Annotated in this window: 17 protein-coding genes; 9 read left to right on the top strand and 8 right to left on the bottom strand. The window is 50.6% G+C overall.

Translation table 11 applies throughout. The features are described 5' to 3' along the window. The first annotated feature begins 199 nt into the window (after nucleotides 1-199). On the top strand, nucleotides 200-910 hold the full coding sequence (locus H6624_18750) for a radical SAM protein (protein MCB9086386.1): 711 nt from the start codon (nucleotides 200-202) through the stop codon (nucleotides 908-910). Here H6624_18750 and H6624_18745 read toward each other — a convergent pair. Next, nucleotides 896-2,740, bottom strand: coding sequence for a sulfatase-like hydrolase/transferase (locus H6624_18745; protein ID MCB9086385.1), 1,845 nt, complete (start codon nucleotides 2,738-2,740; stop codon nucleotides 896-898). The two genes, H6624_18750 and H6624_18745, sit on opposite strands and share 15 nt — an antisense overlap. Before the next feature lie 125 nt (nucleotides 2,741-2,865). On the opposite strand from H6624_18745, the gene H6624_18740 reads away from it, so the two are divergent. Continuing rightward, nucleotides 2,866-3,498 carry a MotA/TolQ/ExbB proton channel family protein gene (locus H6624_18740; protein ID MCB9086384.1) on the top strand — a complete coding sequence of 211 codons (633 nt, stop codon included), beginning with the start codon at nucleotides 2,866-2,868 and terminating at the stop codon, nucleotides 3,496-3,498. Continuing rightward, nucleotides 3,498-3,905 carry a biopolymer transporter ExbD gene (locus tag H6624_18735; GenBank protein MCB9086383.1) on the top strand — a complete coding sequence of 136 codons (408 nt, stop codon included), beginning with the start codon at nucleotides 3,498-3,500 and terminating at the stop codon, nucleotides 3,903-3,905. Before H6624_18740 ends, H6624_18735 begins: the two co-directional genes overlap by 1 nt. 59 nt (nucleotides 3,906-3,964) lie before the next feature. On the opposite strand, the gene lipB is transcribed toward H6624_18735, so the two are convergent. The 5 genes from lipB to H6624_18710 form a co-directional block, all read right to left on the bottom strand. Next, nucleotides 3,965-4,669: a lipoyl(octanoyl) transferase LipB gene (gene lipB / locus H6624_18730; protein MCB9086382.1), complete on the bottom strand. Its 705-nt coding sequence runs from the start codon at nucleotides 4,667-4,669 to the stop codon at nucleotides 3,965-3,967. After that, nucleotides 4,650-6,110: a dihydrolipoyl dehydrogenase gene (gene lpdA, locus H6624_18725; protein MCB9086381.1), complete on the bottom strand. Its 1,461-nt coding sequence runs from the start codon at nucleotides 6,108-6,110 to the stop codon at nucleotides 4,650-4,652. Before lpdA ends, lipB begins: the two co-directional genes overlap by 20 nt. A 45-nt stretch (nucleotides 6,111-6,155) precedes the next feature. Beyond that, nucleotides 6,156-7,463 carry a 2-oxo acid dehydrogenase subunit E2 gene (locus H6624_18720; protein MCB9086380.1) on the bottom strand — a complete coding sequence of 436 codons (1,308 nt, stop codon included), beginning with the start codon at nucleotides 7,461-7,463 and terminating at the stop codon, nucleotides 6,156-6,158. A 2-nt stretch (nucleotides 7,464-7,465) separates the two neighbouring features. Then, entirely contained in the window at nucleotides 7,466-8,395 is a 930-nt protein-coding gene (gene lipA, locus H6624_18715) for a lipoyl synthase (protein ID MCB9086379.1), read from the bottom strand. A 177-nt stretch (nucleotides 8,396-8,572) separates the two neighbouring features. Next, nucleotides 8,573-10,486 carry a hypothetical protein gene (locus tag H6624_18710; GenBank protein ID MCB9086378.1) on the bottom strand — a complete coding sequence of 638 codons (1,914 nt, stop codon included), beginning with the start codon at nucleotides 10,484-10,486 and terminating at the stop codon, nucleotides 8,573-8,575. 222 nt (nucleotides 10,487-10,708) lie between these two features. Between H6624_18710 and H6624_18705 the strand changes: the two genes are divergently transcribed. Continuing rightward, nucleotides 10,709-11,467, top strand: coding sequence for a DNA/RNA nuclease SfsA (locus tag H6624_18705; GenBank protein MCB9086377.1), 759 nt, complete (start codon nucleotides 10,709-10,711; stop codon nucleotides 11,465-11,467). A gap of 75 nt (nucleotides 11,468-11,542) precedes the next feature. Here H6624_18705 and H6624_18700 read toward each other — a convergent pair whose 3' ends face one another. Beyond that, nucleotides 11,543-12,418 carry a thioredoxin domain-containing protein gene (locus H6624_18700; GenBank protein MCB9086376.1) on the bottom strand — a complete coding sequence of 292 codons (876 nt, stop codon included), beginning with the start codon at nucleotides 12,416-12,418 and terminating at the stop codon, nucleotides 11,543-11,545. A gap of 94 nt (nucleotides 12,419-12,512) precedes the next feature. Between H6624_18700 and H6624_18695 the strand changes: the two genes are divergently transcribed. Both H6624_18695 and H6624_18690 read left to right on the top strand, forming a co-directional pair. Next, nucleotides 12,513-13,217 carry a hypothetical protein gene (locus tag H6624_18695; GenBank protein ID MCB9086375.1) on the top strand — a complete coding sequence of 235 codons (705 nt, stop codon included), beginning with the start codon at nucleotides 12,513-12,515 and terminating at the stop codon, nucleotides 13,215-13,217. 111 nt (nucleotides 13,218-13,328) lie between these two features. Next, complete coding sequence (locus H6624_18690; protein ID MCB9086374.1) at nucleotides 13,329-13,850, top strand: hypothetical protein; 522 nt, start codon at nucleotides 13,329-13,331, stop codon at nucleotides 13,848-13,850. Here the strand turns inward: H6624_18690 and H6624_18685 are convergent. Beyond that, nucleotides 13,834-14,661, bottom strand: a complete 828-nt coding sequence (locus H6624_18685; GenBank protein ID MCB9086373.1) for a hypothetical protein — start codon at nucleotides 14,659-14,661, stop codon at nucleotides 13,834-13,836. The genes H6624_18690 and H6624_18685 overlap by 17 nt on opposite strands. Before the next feature lie 242 nt (nucleotides 14,662-14,903). Between H6624_18685 and H6624_18680 the strand changes: the two genes are divergently transcribed. From H6624_18680 to H6624_18670, 3 genes are read left to right on the top strand one after another with little or no spacing between them, the layout of a single operon-like run. Beyond that, nucleotides 14,904-15,539, top strand: a complete 636-nt coding sequence (locus H6624_18680) for a hypothetical protein (protein ID MCB9086372.1) — start codon at nucleotides 14,904-14,906, stop codon at nucleotides 15,537-15,539. A 34-nt stretch (nucleotides 15,540-15,573) separates the two neighbouring features. Continuing rightward, on the top strand, nucleotides 15,574-16,416 hold the full coding sequence (pssA, locus tag H6624_18675; protein ID MCB9086371.1) for a CDP-diacylglycerol--serine O-phosphatidyltransferase: 843 nt from the start codon (nucleotides 15,574-15,576) through the stop codon (nucleotides 16,414-16,416). Nucleotides 16,417-16,448: 32 nt separating this feature from the next. Continuing rightward, complete coding sequence (locus H6624_18670) at nucleotides 16,449-17,423, top strand: aspartate-semialdehyde dehydrogenase (protein MCB9086370.1); 975 nt, start codon at nucleotides 16,449-16,451, stop codon at nucleotides 17,421-17,423. Nucleotides 17,424-17,525: the final 102 nt, after the last annotated feature.

Raw genomic sequence — 17,525 nt, 5'->3', positions numbered from 1 at the left:
ACTCTTCGACAGCAGTTAGGCATAGGCCTATTCTAGTGACCTTTATCTACCAGCGCAAGGTATGGAAGGTATTGAATTTCGCCAAAAAATAGGACTTAATCAGATTATGGGAATCCCCGTTAAAACACCTGAATATGAACACCTAGACGAGCTCATAAACCCGACTTCTGTCTTTTATGGACCTATTGGAAGTCGGCGGATGGGGATGACTGTTGGCGTGAACCTACTCGGGGATGAGAAAATCTGTTCTTTTGACTGCCCCTATTGTGAGTTAGGCCGAACCAATGTCCGCATGAATCAAATAAAGAAGGACATTCAATTTCTTTCACCCGAGGAGATTGAAACGAAGGTTCGTGAAGGTTTGCGAGATCAGGTGGATTCCGGTGTTGAGAGTATCGTGGTCGCGGGAAATGGGGAGCCAACTCTATATCCCCAGTTTTTTGAAGCTATGGAGCTTCTCACCACAGCCAGGGATGAGCTAATGCCAGATATTCCTATTGTTGTCATGACCAATGGTGCCCATTTGGACGCCCGCAAGACCATTATGGGTCTGGAGATGGCAAATGAAGTCATGATCAAGGTGGATGCCGGAAATGAGGACGTTTTTAAATCCGTCAATAGCCCACTCGTTCGATCAAATATCACAAAAATAATTGCCGGAACCAGGAAGTTGAAAAGATTCTCTGCCCAAGCCTTTTTTGTTCAGGGCTCCATCGACAACACCACCAATGTCGCTGTAGAGGAGTGGATGGAAGTCATCGGCATGATGGCTCCTCAAAAGGTTTATATCTACGGCCTCAAAAGAATACCGCCAATATCTGGACTAAAGGCTGCCGACGAGGACACCCTTTATACTATCGCATCAAAGCTAAAGCGAAGAACCAGTATTGAGGCTTTAGTTTTCCCGTAACAGACGATTCTCGACAATTGCTGCGTACTTGCGGTTGCGAGGCAGAGAAAGGAATAGGTCAGCCAGAAGCGGCCCTCCGGGGATCTCCACATTGACGTCCCAATTTAATGCATTGATGAAATTCCACTTCCCGATTCGCTGCTCAATTTTCGCCTGCACGTATTGACGCAAAAAATGATCTTGGAGAGAAATCCGTTTCGAGTTCTTTCCCGAGTCGACCCACTTCAATAAATCCATCAACAATTCGTCTTCACATTCCTGTGGGCCCGGTCGACGAAAACGTTTGCTGCCAAACAGAAAGACCGCCTCACATCCTCTATCGGATAAATTGGTCTTTTTCCCCAAATTAACGTCGGCCACGAATTCCCACAAGTCCTCGCCCGAGTCCTCAGCCAATTGCTTGAGATCTTCCCATTGACCGGCACTCAGGGCAAGTTCCGCCTGCCAGCCGCTCAGTTGACGGTCCCAGGATCTTTGCTTCGCGATCAGACCAATCCGTTGTCGGGCCTCCTGGGAATCCTTCTTTTGCCGCCAAAGATTTTTTGCGATTTCAAGCTTTGCCACAAGCATTCCCGGAAGGGGTGACCAGGGCAAAAATCCTTTGTCCTGAAGATAAGTCAATATATCGAGCTCAAGCGATCGGTAGAGAGGGTCCTTGTTTGACAGGGGGGATATTTCCTGTCGATCAATAAGCGTGTTAAAAATCTTAGGCCGACGATCATAAAGGACGAAGTAATGACCTTTGCGCAGTGAAAACCGACTCCCACCGACTCCCCTCCACTGGGGCCAACCTGACTCGACCATGAGAATTCGATCCTGATTCCAGGAAACCTCGGGCTTTTCCAAAACGCCTGTTAGCGATGCAATTTCCAGTCGTTTTTCGGCCGAGGATGGAATTGGTGAGCCGAGCAAATCAAAGAGGGTGGCTCCCACATCCACAAGGGAAACATTTTTATCGATCTTCCATTCTAGCGCCAGATCCCTCTTTTTTCGTGCCGGCTTTATGTACAAGGCCACCTGCGCGGATTCAGAGTAGAGGCTGTAAGACTCAAGCTCTCCTGGTCGCCCGACCTTTGGCCGGCCATTGAGTCCCATCAAAAATACGGTCGTGTTGTCCCATCGACGCGCATCTTTAAGGTGGCGAACGAGAGAACCTAAGCTCTCCCCAACCTCTTTCAACTGTCCCGCCGACGATCTCTCTCTGGCTTCACCAAGATCATTAAATGTCGTGACGTCAGGAAACTGAAGATCAGGTACATAGATCACCGAGAAAAAGGGCTGATCATTGGCTTCGCGCCTCCACCACTGCAGAAACTCCCGAATATTTTCCATGATTGGTCGATAAGGAAGCTTGAGCCCCGGCTTGACGTTATCCTCAAAAACCTCAAAACCCTGGCTGAGACCAGACTTTCGCCATACAGGGGGGCCGCCGGAAAAAAATGAAGTCCGATATCCTTTTTCAATGGCTATTTCCGCAACAGTTTTGAAGTGGGAACTCAAATACTGTGAACCGTTGTGCCAGACCCCATGTTCAAACGGATAGCGGGCCGTCATAACTGATGAAAGCGAGGCCTGACTCATGACAGATGGGGTAAATGCGTGAGTGAAACGCACCGATTCGTCACAAAAGACGGCAAAGCCTCCCAATCCTCGCCCATCCCGATCTTCATTTGATCCACAGGAAAAGGAATCAAAGCCCAAGTACTCGACGGCTATTATCAAAATTGAAGGAGTCTGCTTCCCCCCCCAATTGCAGCCCGACAGGACCAACGTCACTATGAATGCGCAAATGCAAATTACAATCGTCTTACTCACTTCCACAGTCTTCATGATGGTGATTCAAAAGTGAAATGATGAGTCCTGTTAACGCTAATCATCATGCTCCACCCGACCTTGACCACCCATTTTTACCCCGGGGATAATAGAGATCTACTCTGCGAGAAGGAGTTTTCTTCATGTTAACTGACAAGTTTTTCCTCATTGCCGAAGCCGGACACGAAGCAACTCTTTGGCTTCTCATCCTACTGAGTATTTTAAGCATCGCCTTTATTTTGGAGCGCTTGATTTCCATTCGCCGGGTCAAGGCGTCTTCAAACAAGATCTCACACCGGCTGCGCGAAACTCTCCAAAGCAACAATCTGGCCGACCTGGAAGACCTCAGCCGTGACCGAGAGACTCTCGAGGGCCGGGCTCTGGCCTATGGCCTTCGCCACGTGAAAGAAAACGGCGCCGTAGGACTTGAGGAAATCTTTAACACCTACGCTCAAACTGAGAGACCAAAGCTGGAAAAGTACCTTAACTTTTTGGCCACAGTTGGTTCCAATGCTCCTTTTATCGGACTACTGGGAACGGTATTTGGAATCATGGATGCCTTTCGCGGCCTGGCCACCAGCCAAGGGGACGCTGCCGCCGTGATGATTGGAATCTCCAAGGCCCTGGTCGCCACAGCAATCGGTCTACTCGTGGCCATTCCCGCCGTAATTGCCTACAACCACTTCAACAAACAAGTGCGGGGTATTTTTCAGAATCTCGAGGGTGTTCGGGATTTGTGCATTGCCTACGCCAAATCTCTTAAAGGGAAGGCCTGATGGGGGCAAAAATCTCAGGAGATAACGACGGTACGATTGCCGAAATCAACATTGTCCCCTTTGTTGATATTATTCTTGTGGTGTTGATTATTTTTATGGTCACCACTCCCTTCATCATGAAGCCAAGTATCAACGTAAACTTGCCGAAAGCCGCAAGTGGCGATGAGTCCACACCTTCCCAGCTTGCGATTACCGTTGCTGCCGATGGCAGAACCCTGCTGAACGGTCGCGCAGCTGTTGATGAAGAGATCAGTATTTTCGCGAATAATTTGTCGAAGACTCACCCAGAAGTTCAGGCCATTATCACCGCCGACCGAGATGTAACTCACGGCCGCGTCGTCACTCTCATTGATATTGTCAAAGCTGCCGGCGTGAAAAAGTTCGCCATCACTATCGATAAAAAATAGCTCCCCTTATTTTGCGAATGGCTACTTAAGGAAGTCGATTTTTGGCATGGTGAGAGCGTTTAGGAAAAGTAGTGATTGAAAGAGTCGATGAGGAGGCTTTGGAGTTCGGAGCGATCCACTTTTTGACCAAGCAAATATTCAAGGGAAATCATGGTCGCCTGAGAAAAACCGCAGGGACTGATCCCCTTAAAAGCATCAGGATCATGATCCACATTGAGGGCCACACCATGATAGGTGACCCAGCCGCGAACGGCGACACCAATGGAGGCCACCTTGCGGTCTCCCACCCAAACTCCGGTCATTTTTAGCGAGTCGTCCTCTGCTGCTGTAGATGAGCTAACACTTGCCTTTAAACCATACGACTGAAGAGTGCGGACTAAGGCTGATTCCAGACAGCGCAAATAACTGTGCACGTCCTTCTGGTGAAGAAACTCACGGCTGTCGGCACTCAAAGAAATGATTGGATAGATCACTAACTGATTGGGACCATGATAAGTGGCCCTTCCGCCACGCGAAACCTCGTGAACTTCACCCTGCCAGCCATCCAAATCCTGTTCTTGCGACGAGCGGCCTAGAGTGACGACGGGAGGATGGCTGCAAAAGACCAAAGTGTCTTTACTCTGGCCAGATCTCACCGCTTCAACCAATTCCACCTGCTTGGCCAGGGCCTCGCCATAGCCAACAAGGCCCCAGTCCTCCACGTGGAAGGGCAATTGAGATAAGGGACCCCTTAATGGGGTCTCTTCACGGGTTGGCTCTCGCATTACTGCCGTTTCCCCGATTCAAGGGACGTTGAATCACATGAATCGCGTGTCCAAGAGCTGCCTCAGCTGCCTCCATCATGGTTTCCCCAAGAGTGGGATGAGGATGAATAGATAGAGCCAAGTCTTCGAGTGTGGCACCCATTTCAACCGCCAGCACGGCCTCACTGACCAGGTTGCTCGCCTCGGGACCAACAATGTGAACACCGAGAACAAGGTGAGTTTTAGCGTCGGCAATGATTTTAACAAAACCATCGGTTTCCATCATCGAAACTGCACGACCGTTGGCTGCGAAAGGGAATTTGCCAACTTTGAGCTCCTTGTGACCGTGGGCCTTGCACTCTTCCTCCGTCCATCCCGCCGAAGCGATCTCAGGATCAGTGAAGATGACAGCGGGGACAGTCTTGGCATCGTAGGCCCGATTTTGCCCACCAATAACTTCAGCGACCAGTACGCCCTCATGACTGGCTTTGTGGGCCAACATAGGTTGTCCGGCTATATCACCAATGGCAAACACATGGGGCAGATTTGTTCGCCTCTGGGCGTTGACCTTGATAAAGCCCTTGTCGTCAATGTTCAGACCTATCCCTTTGAGATTCATTTGGTCAGAATTTGGCCTGCGACCAACAGTGACCAACACCTTGTCCACCTTGATGGCCTCTTCCTTGCCATTCACTTCAAGGCGGACTTCCATGGTCTTACCGTTTTGCTTATAGGATTTAGCCTTGGCTCCAGTATGAATTTTCACGCCGTTTTTCTTCAGGCGACGCTGCACCACCTGTACACACTCTGGATCAGCGGCACCACTCAAAACTCCACTAGCGGCTTCGATGACTTCCACTTCGGCACCAAGTTTAGCCAAATAAGAGCTGATCTCCAGTCCAATATAGCCACCACCAATTACGGCAATGCGTTTGGGAACTGAGTCCAAAGCCAGTGCCCCAGTCGAGGACAACACATTCTTCTCATCAAAGGCAAATCCGGGAATCTCAATGGGGCGCGAACCTGTGGCAATAATAAAGCTCTTGGCCATAACGGACTGAGTTCCCGAGGAAGACTTCACTGTCAATTCCTGCGCGGTTTTGAAAGTGGCGTCGCCATTGATGATGGTCACTTTATTCCCTTTTAGGAGCATGGACACGCCACCAGACATCTTGTCGCAGACTGATTGCTTCCAGGCGACCAGCTTTTTCATATTCACTTTGATCTCACCGGGGATTTCAAAACCCATTTCCGGAGCATCATGCTGGGCGCGGTGAAGAAAGTGGGCCGCAGTGATCATGGCTTTACTGGGAATACATCCAACGTTTAGGCAAACACCGCCCAGGGCCTCTCTCTCTATCACGCAAGTGTTCAATCCCAACTGTGCCGAACGAATCGCCGCCACATATCCACCAGGACCTGCACCGATCACACAAACATCAAAAGTCTGACTCACAAAAATCTCCTTTAAAGCCAAGGTCCGCCATGTAGGTGGCCTCGGTGGCCATTACATCATGTCGAGCATCAAGGTTGAAGGATTCTCAATTCGCGTGGCAAAGGCCTTCATAAAGTTGGCAGCGACGGCTCCGTCAATCAAACGATGATCACAGGTAATAGTGAAATTCATAAACTGAGCTGGCCACCACTCGCCATCGACCCAAATCGGACGCTCGGTGATCTTGTACATACCGAGAATTGCGACCTCTGGATGATTGATGATCGGAGTGGCATAAACCCCACCCACACTGCCAATGTTGGTGATGGTGATCGTCGCGCCCTTCATCTCATCCAGTGCCAACTTCCCATCCCGAGCCTTAAGTGCCAGGTCTTTGATGTCGCGGCTCATTTCAATGATCGTCTTTTGATCTGCATTTTTCACCACCGGTACCAAAAGTCCGTTGGGGGTGTCGGCCGCAAAGCCCAGATTGAAGTATTTTTTGTAGACGATTTCGCCAGCCGCATCGTCAATTGAGGCGTTGAACATCGGGAATTCACGAATAGTAGCAATCAAAGCCTTCATGACAAATGGCAGATAAGTCACCTTGACCCCTGCCTTTTCGCCCGCCTCTTTTGCCTGATTTCGGAAGTGGACCAACTCGGTCACATTGACTTCTTCCATCAAAGTAAAGTGAGGCACGATCTGCTTGGCCATTTGCAGGTTCTCGGCGATCTTCTTGCGAATCCCGCGCAGAGGAACTCTCTCTTCCATTTCCCCACCAGCACCTTGATAGGCCACCTTTGGCGGCATCTGCATGGTTGGTCGACCCGCAACCGTGGCACCCAGTCCACTGCTCAAGTCTTTAGCGCGAATCACATCCTCGCGAGTCACTCGCCCCAAGGGTCCGGTGCCTGGCAAGTTGTTGATGTCCACTCCAAATTCACGGGCCAAACGACGTGTCCCGGGAGTGGCCAAAATCTTACTACTTGCCGCCGGCGGATAAACTTCCATGCCTCCCGAAGTGGGCGTGGGTCTGGCAACCACAGCTGCGGTCGGCGCTGGGCCAGAGGCCGCGGCCATGGCGGGCGCGGGCTTAGGCTCTTCATGTTTTGGCGCAGGAGCCGTCTTGGCAGCACCATCGGTCTCTAAAACCAACATCGCCGTTTCGATGGGAATGATGTCCCCTTCCTGACGAAGGAGCTCTTTCACCACCCCAGCAACAGGTGTGGGCACCTCGACAGTCGCTTTATCTGTCATGACTTCGGCTACCGGCTGATCCGGCTCTACCTTATCACCGGGCTTTACCAGCCACTTCACCAATTCCCCTTCTGTGACTCCTTCACCAATATCAGGAAGATTCACTTCTTGAGTAGCCATGTTCACTCCATTGTTGATTGATTACGTTTTATCATTCCCTTCATAAAAAACTCACCGGCACGGTAAGAGCTTCTCACAAGGGGGCCGCTGGCAACATACAAAAATCCCATATCCTCAGCCGTTTTTTGCCAAAACTGAAATTCCTCAGGACGATAGAACTTGATGACTTTTAAATGCTTGGATGTGGGCTGCAGGTATTGTCCAAAGGTCACCACATCGCAACCCACCTGGCGTAAATCCGCCAAGGTTTCTTTTATCTCGTCATCAGTTTCGCCGAGACCGAGCATAATCGAGGTCTTGGTAAATCGCGACGGGTCCACTTCCTTGATTTGGCGGAGAACGCCCAAAGACAAGTCATATCCCGCCCGAGGGTCGCGCACCGGTCGCTGCAAACGGCGAACAGTTTCCACATTGTGGGCAAAAACGTCGGGCTTGGCCCTGACCACTCGTTCGATCAACTCGGGACGGCCATGAAAGTCAGGAGTCAAAACCTCAACGATCATCTCAGGCGCATTGGCTTTGATCACTTCAACTGTACGAGCAAAGTGATCGGCCCCTTCGTCCGCCAGGTCATCCCGGTCGACGGAAGTCAGCACCACATAGTCGAGCTTCATCTGGCTAATGGCGTATCCCACCTTGTCCGGCTCATCCGGGCTGACCTGACCCCTGGGGTTTCCAGTCTTGACCGCGCAAAAGCGGCAGCCTCGGGTGCAAACCTCACCCAAAAGCATAAAGGTGGCCGTGCCCCCGCCCCAACACTCACCCATGTTGGGACAGCGAGCCTCCTGACAAACTGTTGCCAGTTTCAACTCACCGAGAAGTTCTTTGATGGCCAGATAGCTTTGCCCGCCCGGAGCCCTCACCTTGATCCAATCCGGTTTCGGCTGACGGGGTTCCGGCGCTTTGCCACCACGAGGGGCAGTTTTCAGCATCCAATTTCTCCGCAGGACACAATAATATTGGTATACTTAGCCGCCACTGGCCAAAAAGTCCACCGCAGAGCCCTGCTGGAGCATGGTGACACGTCGCTCATTGGGCTCTGCCGGAGTGCTCCTTCGGCGGCTCCCGCAAAACTGGCCTTATAACCCCTCTTGCGACCCACTCCCCAATTAATGAGGGGGGTCGTAAGAACACTGCTCCATGAACTTCTTATCAGGATGATCCGCTGGCATTCCACTTGCGATTTGCTGGACTGTGCGAACTCGATTCAGTTTACCTGTTTCTTTATCAAACTTACAGAGCTCGAAGCAGCCGCTTTTGTACGTGAAAGCGCAGTTGTAACTCGGGGGTTGGACGGCCGGAAGGAGGACTGCTTTGTAGCTCGGAATATGAACAGGATCCGGATGATTTGGATCGTCTCCATAGTAATCAGCCTTTTCCGTCACCACACAGATATTGCAATGCCAGAGATCCGCTTTAAACAGATCCGCCGGATCTCCCAGTTCAGGCTCTTTGGCCTTCGATGGCGTCACTTGTTGTGAGGGCACGGATAAACAAGCCTTGAGGGCCTGGCCTGTTTGGACAGGACCAACATGGTCACCCTTCAAGCTCTGCCACAAATCAAGTGACTCCGGATACTCACCACCGGTTGACCAAATTGTTGCCATCGTCTGAGGTGATTGGGCTCTGTCTCCCGTAATTGGAATAGGGATCGTCTTGTTGATGTCCACCAAGGTCTTGTCACCGACCGGCCAGGGCAGTCCAACCTCCAACTTAAACCTAAATCCAGCGTCAATTCTAAACGATGCTTCGGCTGTAGCATTCATGGCCAGGCCCGCGTTTGCCGCCCGATAGGGCGTAATCCGAAACTCCTGATGTTCTCTAAGATCACTGCCCTCGGATCCAAACATCAGCAGTTCACCACCCATCCCTGCTTCCACCAATGGAGTCAGGGAAACTTGAATAATGGGTGGTCGCAGGAAGGGAATATTGGCGACCCAGGATGGCAAGATATCCCAAGGATTGGTTGGGAAAGTGACTTTGGCCTCAGCCCGGGCATAGAGAGAAGGGGTTCCCTCCTCAGAAGAACGAGGTCTGGTTAGGTCCAAATCGGGCCGATCCAGAAGGGGACCACTTCCCGGCTGCCACACCTCTCCTCCTACCAAACGTCCACGGGAACCAATTCCAATCTGAGAATTCCAACCATTTCTCAACGATACATGATTAGCCGGAGTCACCTTTTTTGCTGAGCGGATTACTCCCTCATCCACTCCCCACATATCGAATAACCGAACCGTGTTTCCACCCAAGAACTGAGGAATATCCACAGCACCACCGTTAAAGGGGCCATCACTCACAATCGAGTTGTTCATGAATACAAACTTCGGCTGCGCACTAAAGGTGCCGATCGGGGTGTGTACTGGTATCGCCGGTGGAATGATTTCTAAATGCTTGTTCTTTTCCTGAGAGGATACATCTAAGGCGTAGGCGGAGTAAATGGGGCGATTCCCCGCCGACTGGGGAAGACCAGCGAGTCCATATGTTCTCTTTTCCACCACAATATTTTGGGTAATTGCCTCTAGGCTCCCTAGAACTGGCATCTCGAAGTACACTCGTCTTTGTCCCTCAAATCTCTGAGTCTGATGATCAAAGCTCTTGAACTCGAAGGAGTGTCTCACCTTTACCGTGCCTAAACCAATATTGACATCAACATCTTTGTGAATAGTGCCTGCTCCCATTGGGTGGGTCTGCCGTAGGGTGCAAAGCAGAGCATCTGCCATTATTTCGCCAGAACCGCCCATCCCATTCCAATCATTTGGGTTATTGTTGGGAGAGGGGCCAATTTTGGTTCCTGTGAACAGTTGACGCTTGTAACTCCGACAGTCACGACGAGTGAAACTACAAAAATTTCCTGGAAAAAGGGCGCAAAAGGCAGCAACACTGTCCTCAACAAAGTTTCCGGAGCAGCTCTGCTGAACGGGACCCATAACAGGATTCCCTTTTCTCAATACCGACTCGCTCGCCCCTGCGGTTCCAGCCAATCCCATACAGGCTGCCAACCCAATCCAAACAAATTTTTTCATAAGCGCCTCCACATAGACAAACAAGATGAGTTGCAATAACCCCGACAACCCCCCTTGTCAAAATAAGAACCCTTACAAAACTCTTGATAAAATATTACAAACTCCTGACTCATCGGGCCTGGTTGCATCACGGCGCACCGCAGGCCCGCAAAATGATTCAAACCCTGGAAGATTGCATATGCCCGGGTTTACCCCTAGGACATGACAAGGGAGGTGGGGATTATGAAATTTTCAGAGCCGGTCCTGGAGGGCCAATTCCTGAAGCGCTATAAGCGGTTTTTCGCTGATGTTCAGCTTGGGGGAGACGATCCCGAAGTGGTGGCCCATGTGCCTAATACCGGAAGCCTTAAAGGCTGCTTGGCGGAAAATGCGCCCTGCCGGGTCACCCACAACGACAACCCGGCCCGCAAGCTCAAGTACACTCTGCAGATGATCAAAACCCCCACCAGTTGGGTGGGAGTCAACACAGGCCTCAGCAATGATCTGGTGTGGGAAGCCTTTACCTCGGGCAAAGTGAAGCGGTGGGAACACTGGGACAACGGCCAAAGGGAAGTTAAAATTTCAGATAAGTCCCGCATTGATTTGGTGTTGTGGGAGAACCGTGACGGTGCACCCAGCCCCACCAAACGCCTTTCAATGGCGGATTTTATGACCAGTAAATTCCACTTCGTTGAAATCAAAAATGTGTCTTTAGCTGAAGGGGGCAGAGCCCTGTTTCCGGATGCGGTCACCACCCGTGGCCAGAAGCACTTGGAGGAACTGATGGAGCTGATCATACAAGGCCATTCAGCTGAGATCGTCTTTACTATTCAGCGTGAGGACTGCCTAGTGTTTTCGCCCGCCGACGACATTGACCCTGAGTATGGCAAGCTTCTACGACAGGCTGTCAAACAGGGCCTGGTTGTCAGTGCCTACCCTTGCCGCCTCGAAAAATCCGGCATTCAACTCGACACCGGACAACCTTTGAAACTGGAATTGTAATCGACGGGACAATAAAAAAAGCCCCCAACATCTGGGGGCTTTGAACTCTCATAATCCAAGAAACCTTATCGGTCCTTACTTACTCTCACCCAGGTGACGGTCGATGATTTTCTTGAATTCATCAAGGGGATAGGCTCCCTTAAGAGAAACGCCATTCACCAAAAAGCCGGGAGTACCAGAAAATTCAAACTTGCGAGCTTCCGCCATATCAGCAGCAATTATTCCCTTTACGGCCTCGCTCTCCAAATCCTTTTTCAGCTTACCCATATCTGCGCCCACCTTCTTGGCCATTTTATCCAGGAAGTCCCCCTTTTCAGCACCCAAAGACTGCTGGTCCTCAAACACAGCATCATGAAACTTTTCAGCCTTAGACGGGCTCTGAAGTCCAATTGCTTCAAAATACCTGGCCGCCGGCTCCGCCATGGGGTGAAAGTCCAAAGGCAGGTGTTTATAGATCACTCGGACTTTACCCTCATAGGCCTTCAATACCTCTTTCATCGTGTTATAACCGCGCTGACAGTAGGGACACTGAAAGTCTGAGTATTCAACAATTGTCACCGGAGCATCCTTGGCGCCGAATATCACCCGACTGTCGCCAATTTCTGGCTTCTTTGGGTTTTTGAATTCGGCTTCCATACGGTCGCGCTCTTCCTGCATTTCCTTTTCGCGGCCCTTCATTTGGGCTTCACGAGCAGCCTTGTTCACCACCTCAATAAACTTCTGCGGGTCCTTTTCAATGGCGGCAAAAACGATATCGGGGTTTTCTTCAACCGCCTTTTTCAATTGTGATGGGGATGGCGTACAGCTGAAGGCCAATACGGTAATAACGAATCCAGAAAGGACGAGGGCAAGGTTTCTCAAGGGTCTTCTCCTGGTTAAGATAGAGTCTTTAAGCTCATCAATTGTGTCACAGATGACCACACAGTGGCAGAGGAAAAATTTATCCACCATCTGACTGGCTGCTGTATGTCAAAGACTAAAGTCGATCTTGATGGGGTGAGCACTTCCACTTAACTTTTTAATAGCACTACATGGAGGGGCACCAATGCTTCGCTCAATCAACTGGCTGTTTCCGTTTGCAATTAGCTTTCTGTTATCCTTGGGGGTCTCGGCCGAAAATTTCAAGTACAGCGAGCTGCAAATCCGCGACTACGACGAAATGCTCACCGAGGTGAAAGCCCGGGTGATGAGCGCCAAAAAAGTCTCCATGGAAAAGCAAGCTGAAGGGGCCGACGAAGAAGGCGACCGGGAAGCCATTGAGATCCTGCGCACCACTTTGAAGCTGATTCTTTCTCGTCCTAATGAAGACAACATGGTGTCCAAACTCCTACCCATTGTACGTTCCGAGCTGAACAACTTCAGCGCCTTTGAAGACACGCTTTCCAGCGTCTCCGATGAGTCGATCCGCACCATTGCCAACGATAAATTGCCCGTGGTGTATCGAGGGACAGCTTTGTTTATATTGGAAAACCTGATGAGCGAAATCCGTCCGGAGCTGGAACACAAAGAAGAGTTCAAAACCCTCATCACCAAAATCCGCGACGCCAACATCAAGATTCCGGAAAAGGTGGCTAACGAAAGAAAACTTCGCAGTATGTATAACACAAAAAGCCCATCCACCACGGCCGGTGCTATCCTAAAAGACGAAGAAGCCCGAGCCAAGAAGAGAGCCGAACGGGCTGCCGCCAAGGCCAAGGCTGAAGCCGAGTCTGAGGCCAAAAGCAAAAAAGAAGGCGCGGACGAAAAGTAAACCTGCAAGACTAGCCCCTTAATTGTTGAACCTTGGCTGCCCTCGGTCCTAAGGCCTGTCTCAATCCGACACAACTAAAGGCTTGCTTGCGAGACTCCGATGAGTTTCGCGATGGCTCACAAAACCTTTCAAGTGCACTTTCTAGGCGTCACATTCACTCTTGTTGGAGTGTTGGGGCTTATCACTTGGGCCACCCTCCGCCCACCACAATTGGCAGACAATCAGGCTCCCGGCGACAAAAGCCGAGCCCCCGCCAGCTCGATTAATATTAGTGAGTCCTCGGCGGATAACAAGATCAATGGCCAGACCGAAACACTGGAGCTGAAATGCATCACCCATGGGCAATTGCTGGAACACCAAACCCAGGCCCGGCAATTGCGTCTTGTGGGAAGACTTTGTCCGGCCAAGTCTCCCAAAGATGGCAAGTTCGGAGTGCCCGATATTATCAATGAAACCAATGGGTTTTTGGCCACGGTTTTTGTTCCCGAATCCAACCTTTTCACTTCAGACTATATTTACCTCGCCAAGGGGAAAAACCAAGTTCGCCTGATCTGGGAAACCGAAGAAGGTGACAAAATTCACTCTGAATTTGTCATCGTCCGCGAACAAGACCCCCTTACTGTGACCAGGTAAAGCCAATAATTATTTTTGACTCTTTGTCGGCGTCCGCCAAATGGGTGGAGCCGGTAATGGACGTGGACAGATTGTCTTTGAGAACCTTGTATCCCGCGAGTGAAAAGGCACCAGCATTGACGGTGTAGTACGAACCCACAGAAATGGACTTGGTCACAGGGTAACCCACGGAAACAATGGTCTCACTCACGCTGGTGGGGCCAAAGGATTCCTCGTTCATTTGCAATGTGATCTGGGTGGCAACCTCATAGGGATTGTCCACCTTGACGTCCACATAATTTCCGCTCAATGAATAGTGCAGCTTCACCTTATAACCCTTGCGGACCTCAAGATTCACATTACTCACTCTCTCCTTAAGCTCATAAACGGGTCTAAGATTGGGACTAGACTTCGCATATTGATCGACGTGATGTTCAGCCAGACGACGAATCATGTAATCGCCATAGGCCTGCTTTTTTTCCACATCTTCCTCTGGAGTCACTCTAACTCCTGTCGCGTACTCGTAGGTTTGATACTGATTCGGGGCGTTGAGGTTCTGCTCGACCTCAGTCCGGCCAAACTGCATTTCGTAGCGCAGGCGGAATTCCTTACTTAGTTCTTCATCAAAAATGATCTCGTTAAGGGGGGTCGCTTTTCGGGTCGGATCATCGATCAGGACCATTTCCACCACCCGTAAATTACGCTCCTCGGCAATTGTGGGCAAATAACCCCAGTGCTCACCGACCACTTTGGCCACATGACGCTCCTGTCCATGAGCCACCTGGCTCAATATCAGGCTTAAGATGAATGCGATAACTCGCCGAAAACACATAGACGCAGTCCTCCGACCAAATAGATTGCAACGCTTGGACCAAAAGAGCATGGGGTAAACCTTTGAAATTGCAGGACTTATGTTTTACTAGCCAAGGAATTAAAAAAGCTCTAAAAAGGATTTGACGGCCAGCCGGATAAGTCTGGGAAAATCTAATAAAAACAACTATTTAGTTGTACCTGAACGGTAACAGTTCAGTGCCGGAAAAGGGCCGGATTACTAACCAGGAGCAACCTTTGGAAATGAGTCATCACCAACTAAAACAGCGGTCTGATGTGCATTTGGCTCGTAAGATTTGGCACTTCACTGGAGTCATTTTTATTTTGGTGGTCTACCACAACGTTAGTCGAGCCATGGCTCTGCAATTAATGACCTTCTCTGCCTGCCTGTTCATCGTGCTGGATATTTTGCGAGGCTATTTCCCGGTCGTTAATCAAGTCTTGATGTCGGTCTTTCATCCAATTATGCGCGAACATGAGCGCAACGCCCTGGCGGGAACAACCTATCTTTTGAGCGGGACCTTTATTGTCATGTTCCTGTTCCCAAAAACCATCGTCACCCTGGCCCTGTTGTTTTTGGCCATGGCTGACCCCTTAGCTGGATATGTGGGGGTCCTCTACGGACGGGATAAGATCATCGGGCAAAAGAGCCTTCAGGGATTTGTGGCTGCTTTCGTGTGTTGCACCCTGATCGCCGCCACCTATTATCTTTCACACAATATGATGACAGATCGGATTTTGATCGTCAGTATCCTCTCCGGTTTGGTTGGTGCTTTTGCTGAGCTAATCCCGATTTTCAAGCTCGATGACAATTTCACCTTCCCAATCGTCAGCTCCACCTTTTTGTGGGGTCTGTTTTATTTGTTTGGGGGATTTTAATTCGATGTTTTCCTTGAGTGGAGATAGAGATCCAATGGGCGGCGAACGTAAACGCTTCAAAAAACTAAATCAAAGAACCAAGAGGTTCCGACGCCGGCTCACGATGCACATTTATGTGCTCCCTAACCTGCTCACCACAATGAATATGTTCTTTGGCTTTTTTGCCATTATCTATGCCATTAAGGGTAATTTCCCTTATGCCGCCTACGCCATTGTCGCGGCGGCCGTCTTCGACCTGTTGGATGGCCGCGTGGCCCGCCTCACCCACTCCACCAGCGAGTTCGGGGCCGAATACGACTCGCTTTGTGACCTGGTCAGTTTTGGTATTGCCCCAAGTTTGTTGCTGTTTCTGTGGGCCCTCCAACCATTTGGCCGCATTGGCTGGTTGGCGGCTTTCTTTTTTGTCGCCTGTGGTGCCCTTCGCTTGGCCCGCTTTAATGTCCAGCAGGACATCATTGAAAAGGCCTATTTCCAGGGCTTACCCATCCCGATGGCGGCTGGTATTGTGGCCTCCTCGGTCCTGGCTTTTCAGGATTTGGAGTTGGTGGCTTATAGAAGCCCCTGGCTCCTTGCCATGACCTTTCTTTTGGGGTTCGTCATGGTCAGCACCTTTCGCTACCGCAGCTTCAAAGACATCGATCTCAAACAGCGTCTACCCTTCACCTACCTAGTCCTGGGCGTCTTTATGTTGGCCCTGATTGCCATTCGACCTGAAGTCATGCTGTTTGTCTTATTTCTGACTTATGCTATCCTAGGCGCCGTTTTTGGCATCCTCCGCCTCGGTCGCCCCATCAAAAAGCGCCTTCCGGAGTTTGAAGAGGATGACCCCTATGCCGAAGAAGATGACCTCCACGAGGAGGTTGAGGAGGATTTGTGAGTCTCAGTGTCGGGGTGGTTGGCGCCACCGGAATGGTCGGAGAAGAGTTCCTTTCCCTTATTGAACAACGAAGATTCCCTCTAAAAGAGCTAAAGCCCTTTGCCAGTGACGACAGCAAAGGCAAGAAAGTCATCTGCAATGGGCAGGAGTGGACCTGTACGACCTTGGAGCCCGGTTGCTTTAAGGGACTTGATTTGGTGTTCTTTTCCTCGGGCGACGACATCAGCAAAGAGTGGGCTCCCAAAGCTGTTGAGGACGGGGCCTTTGCTATCGATAACTCCGCAGCCTTTCGCATGGACCCTAATACGGCCCTGGTCGTGCCAGAAATCAATGGAGATCTACTGCCTAAACCGGGGCTGCCAAAAGTCATTGCCAACCCTAACTGCTCAACCATTCAGTTGGTTTTAGCCCTGGCCCCTCTTAAAGAGTCATTCGGCATTTCCCAGGTACATGTGGCCAGTTACCAGGCTGTCAGTGGTGCCGGAAAAGCGGGCAAGGAGGAGCTACTCAACCAAACCAGGTGTGTGGTCTCGGGCGAACCCGCTCCGGCCCCAAGCGCCTTTCCTCATACCATCGCTTACAACTGCATTCCGCAAATCGGTGGCTTTAATGATCAGGGCTTTTGCAGCGAAGAAATGAAGATCATGAAAGAGACCAATAAAATCCTGCGTGATGCAGATATCAAGGTCAGCGCTTTCACTGTTCGCGTGCCCACCCTCAATGGCCATGCGGAAGCGGCCTGGGTGACACTGAAAAAACAGGCCTCTCGCGAGGAAGTGGTTAAATCCCTTCAGTCTTTAACTGCCATTGAAGTGTGGGACAACCCCACTGATTCCCACTACCCCACGGCCGCCAAATGTTCAGGGACCGATCCGGTCTATGTGGGTCGCCTGCATCAAGACCTTCATGATCCTCTGACCTGGATCATGTGGATTGTGGCCGATAACTTGCGGGTCGGTGCTGCTTTAAATGGCATTAGAATCGCTGAGAAAATCTACAAGCTCTAATTGAGGGCCTTTTTTGACAAGGGCGCAAACCCGTGATCTCATAATAATGATGACCTTATTGCGCCCTTTCTACCGACTTTTCATTTTGGTTTCTTTGGCCGG

The organism is Pseudobdellovibrionaceae bacterium (assembly GCA_020635075.1).
Lineage (GTDB): Bacteria > Bdellovibrionota > Bdellovibrionia > Bdellovibrionales > UBA1609 > JADZEO01.
Note: the sequence above shows the minus strand (reverse complement) of the source record. Positions and strands in the feature narration are given on the sequence as shown.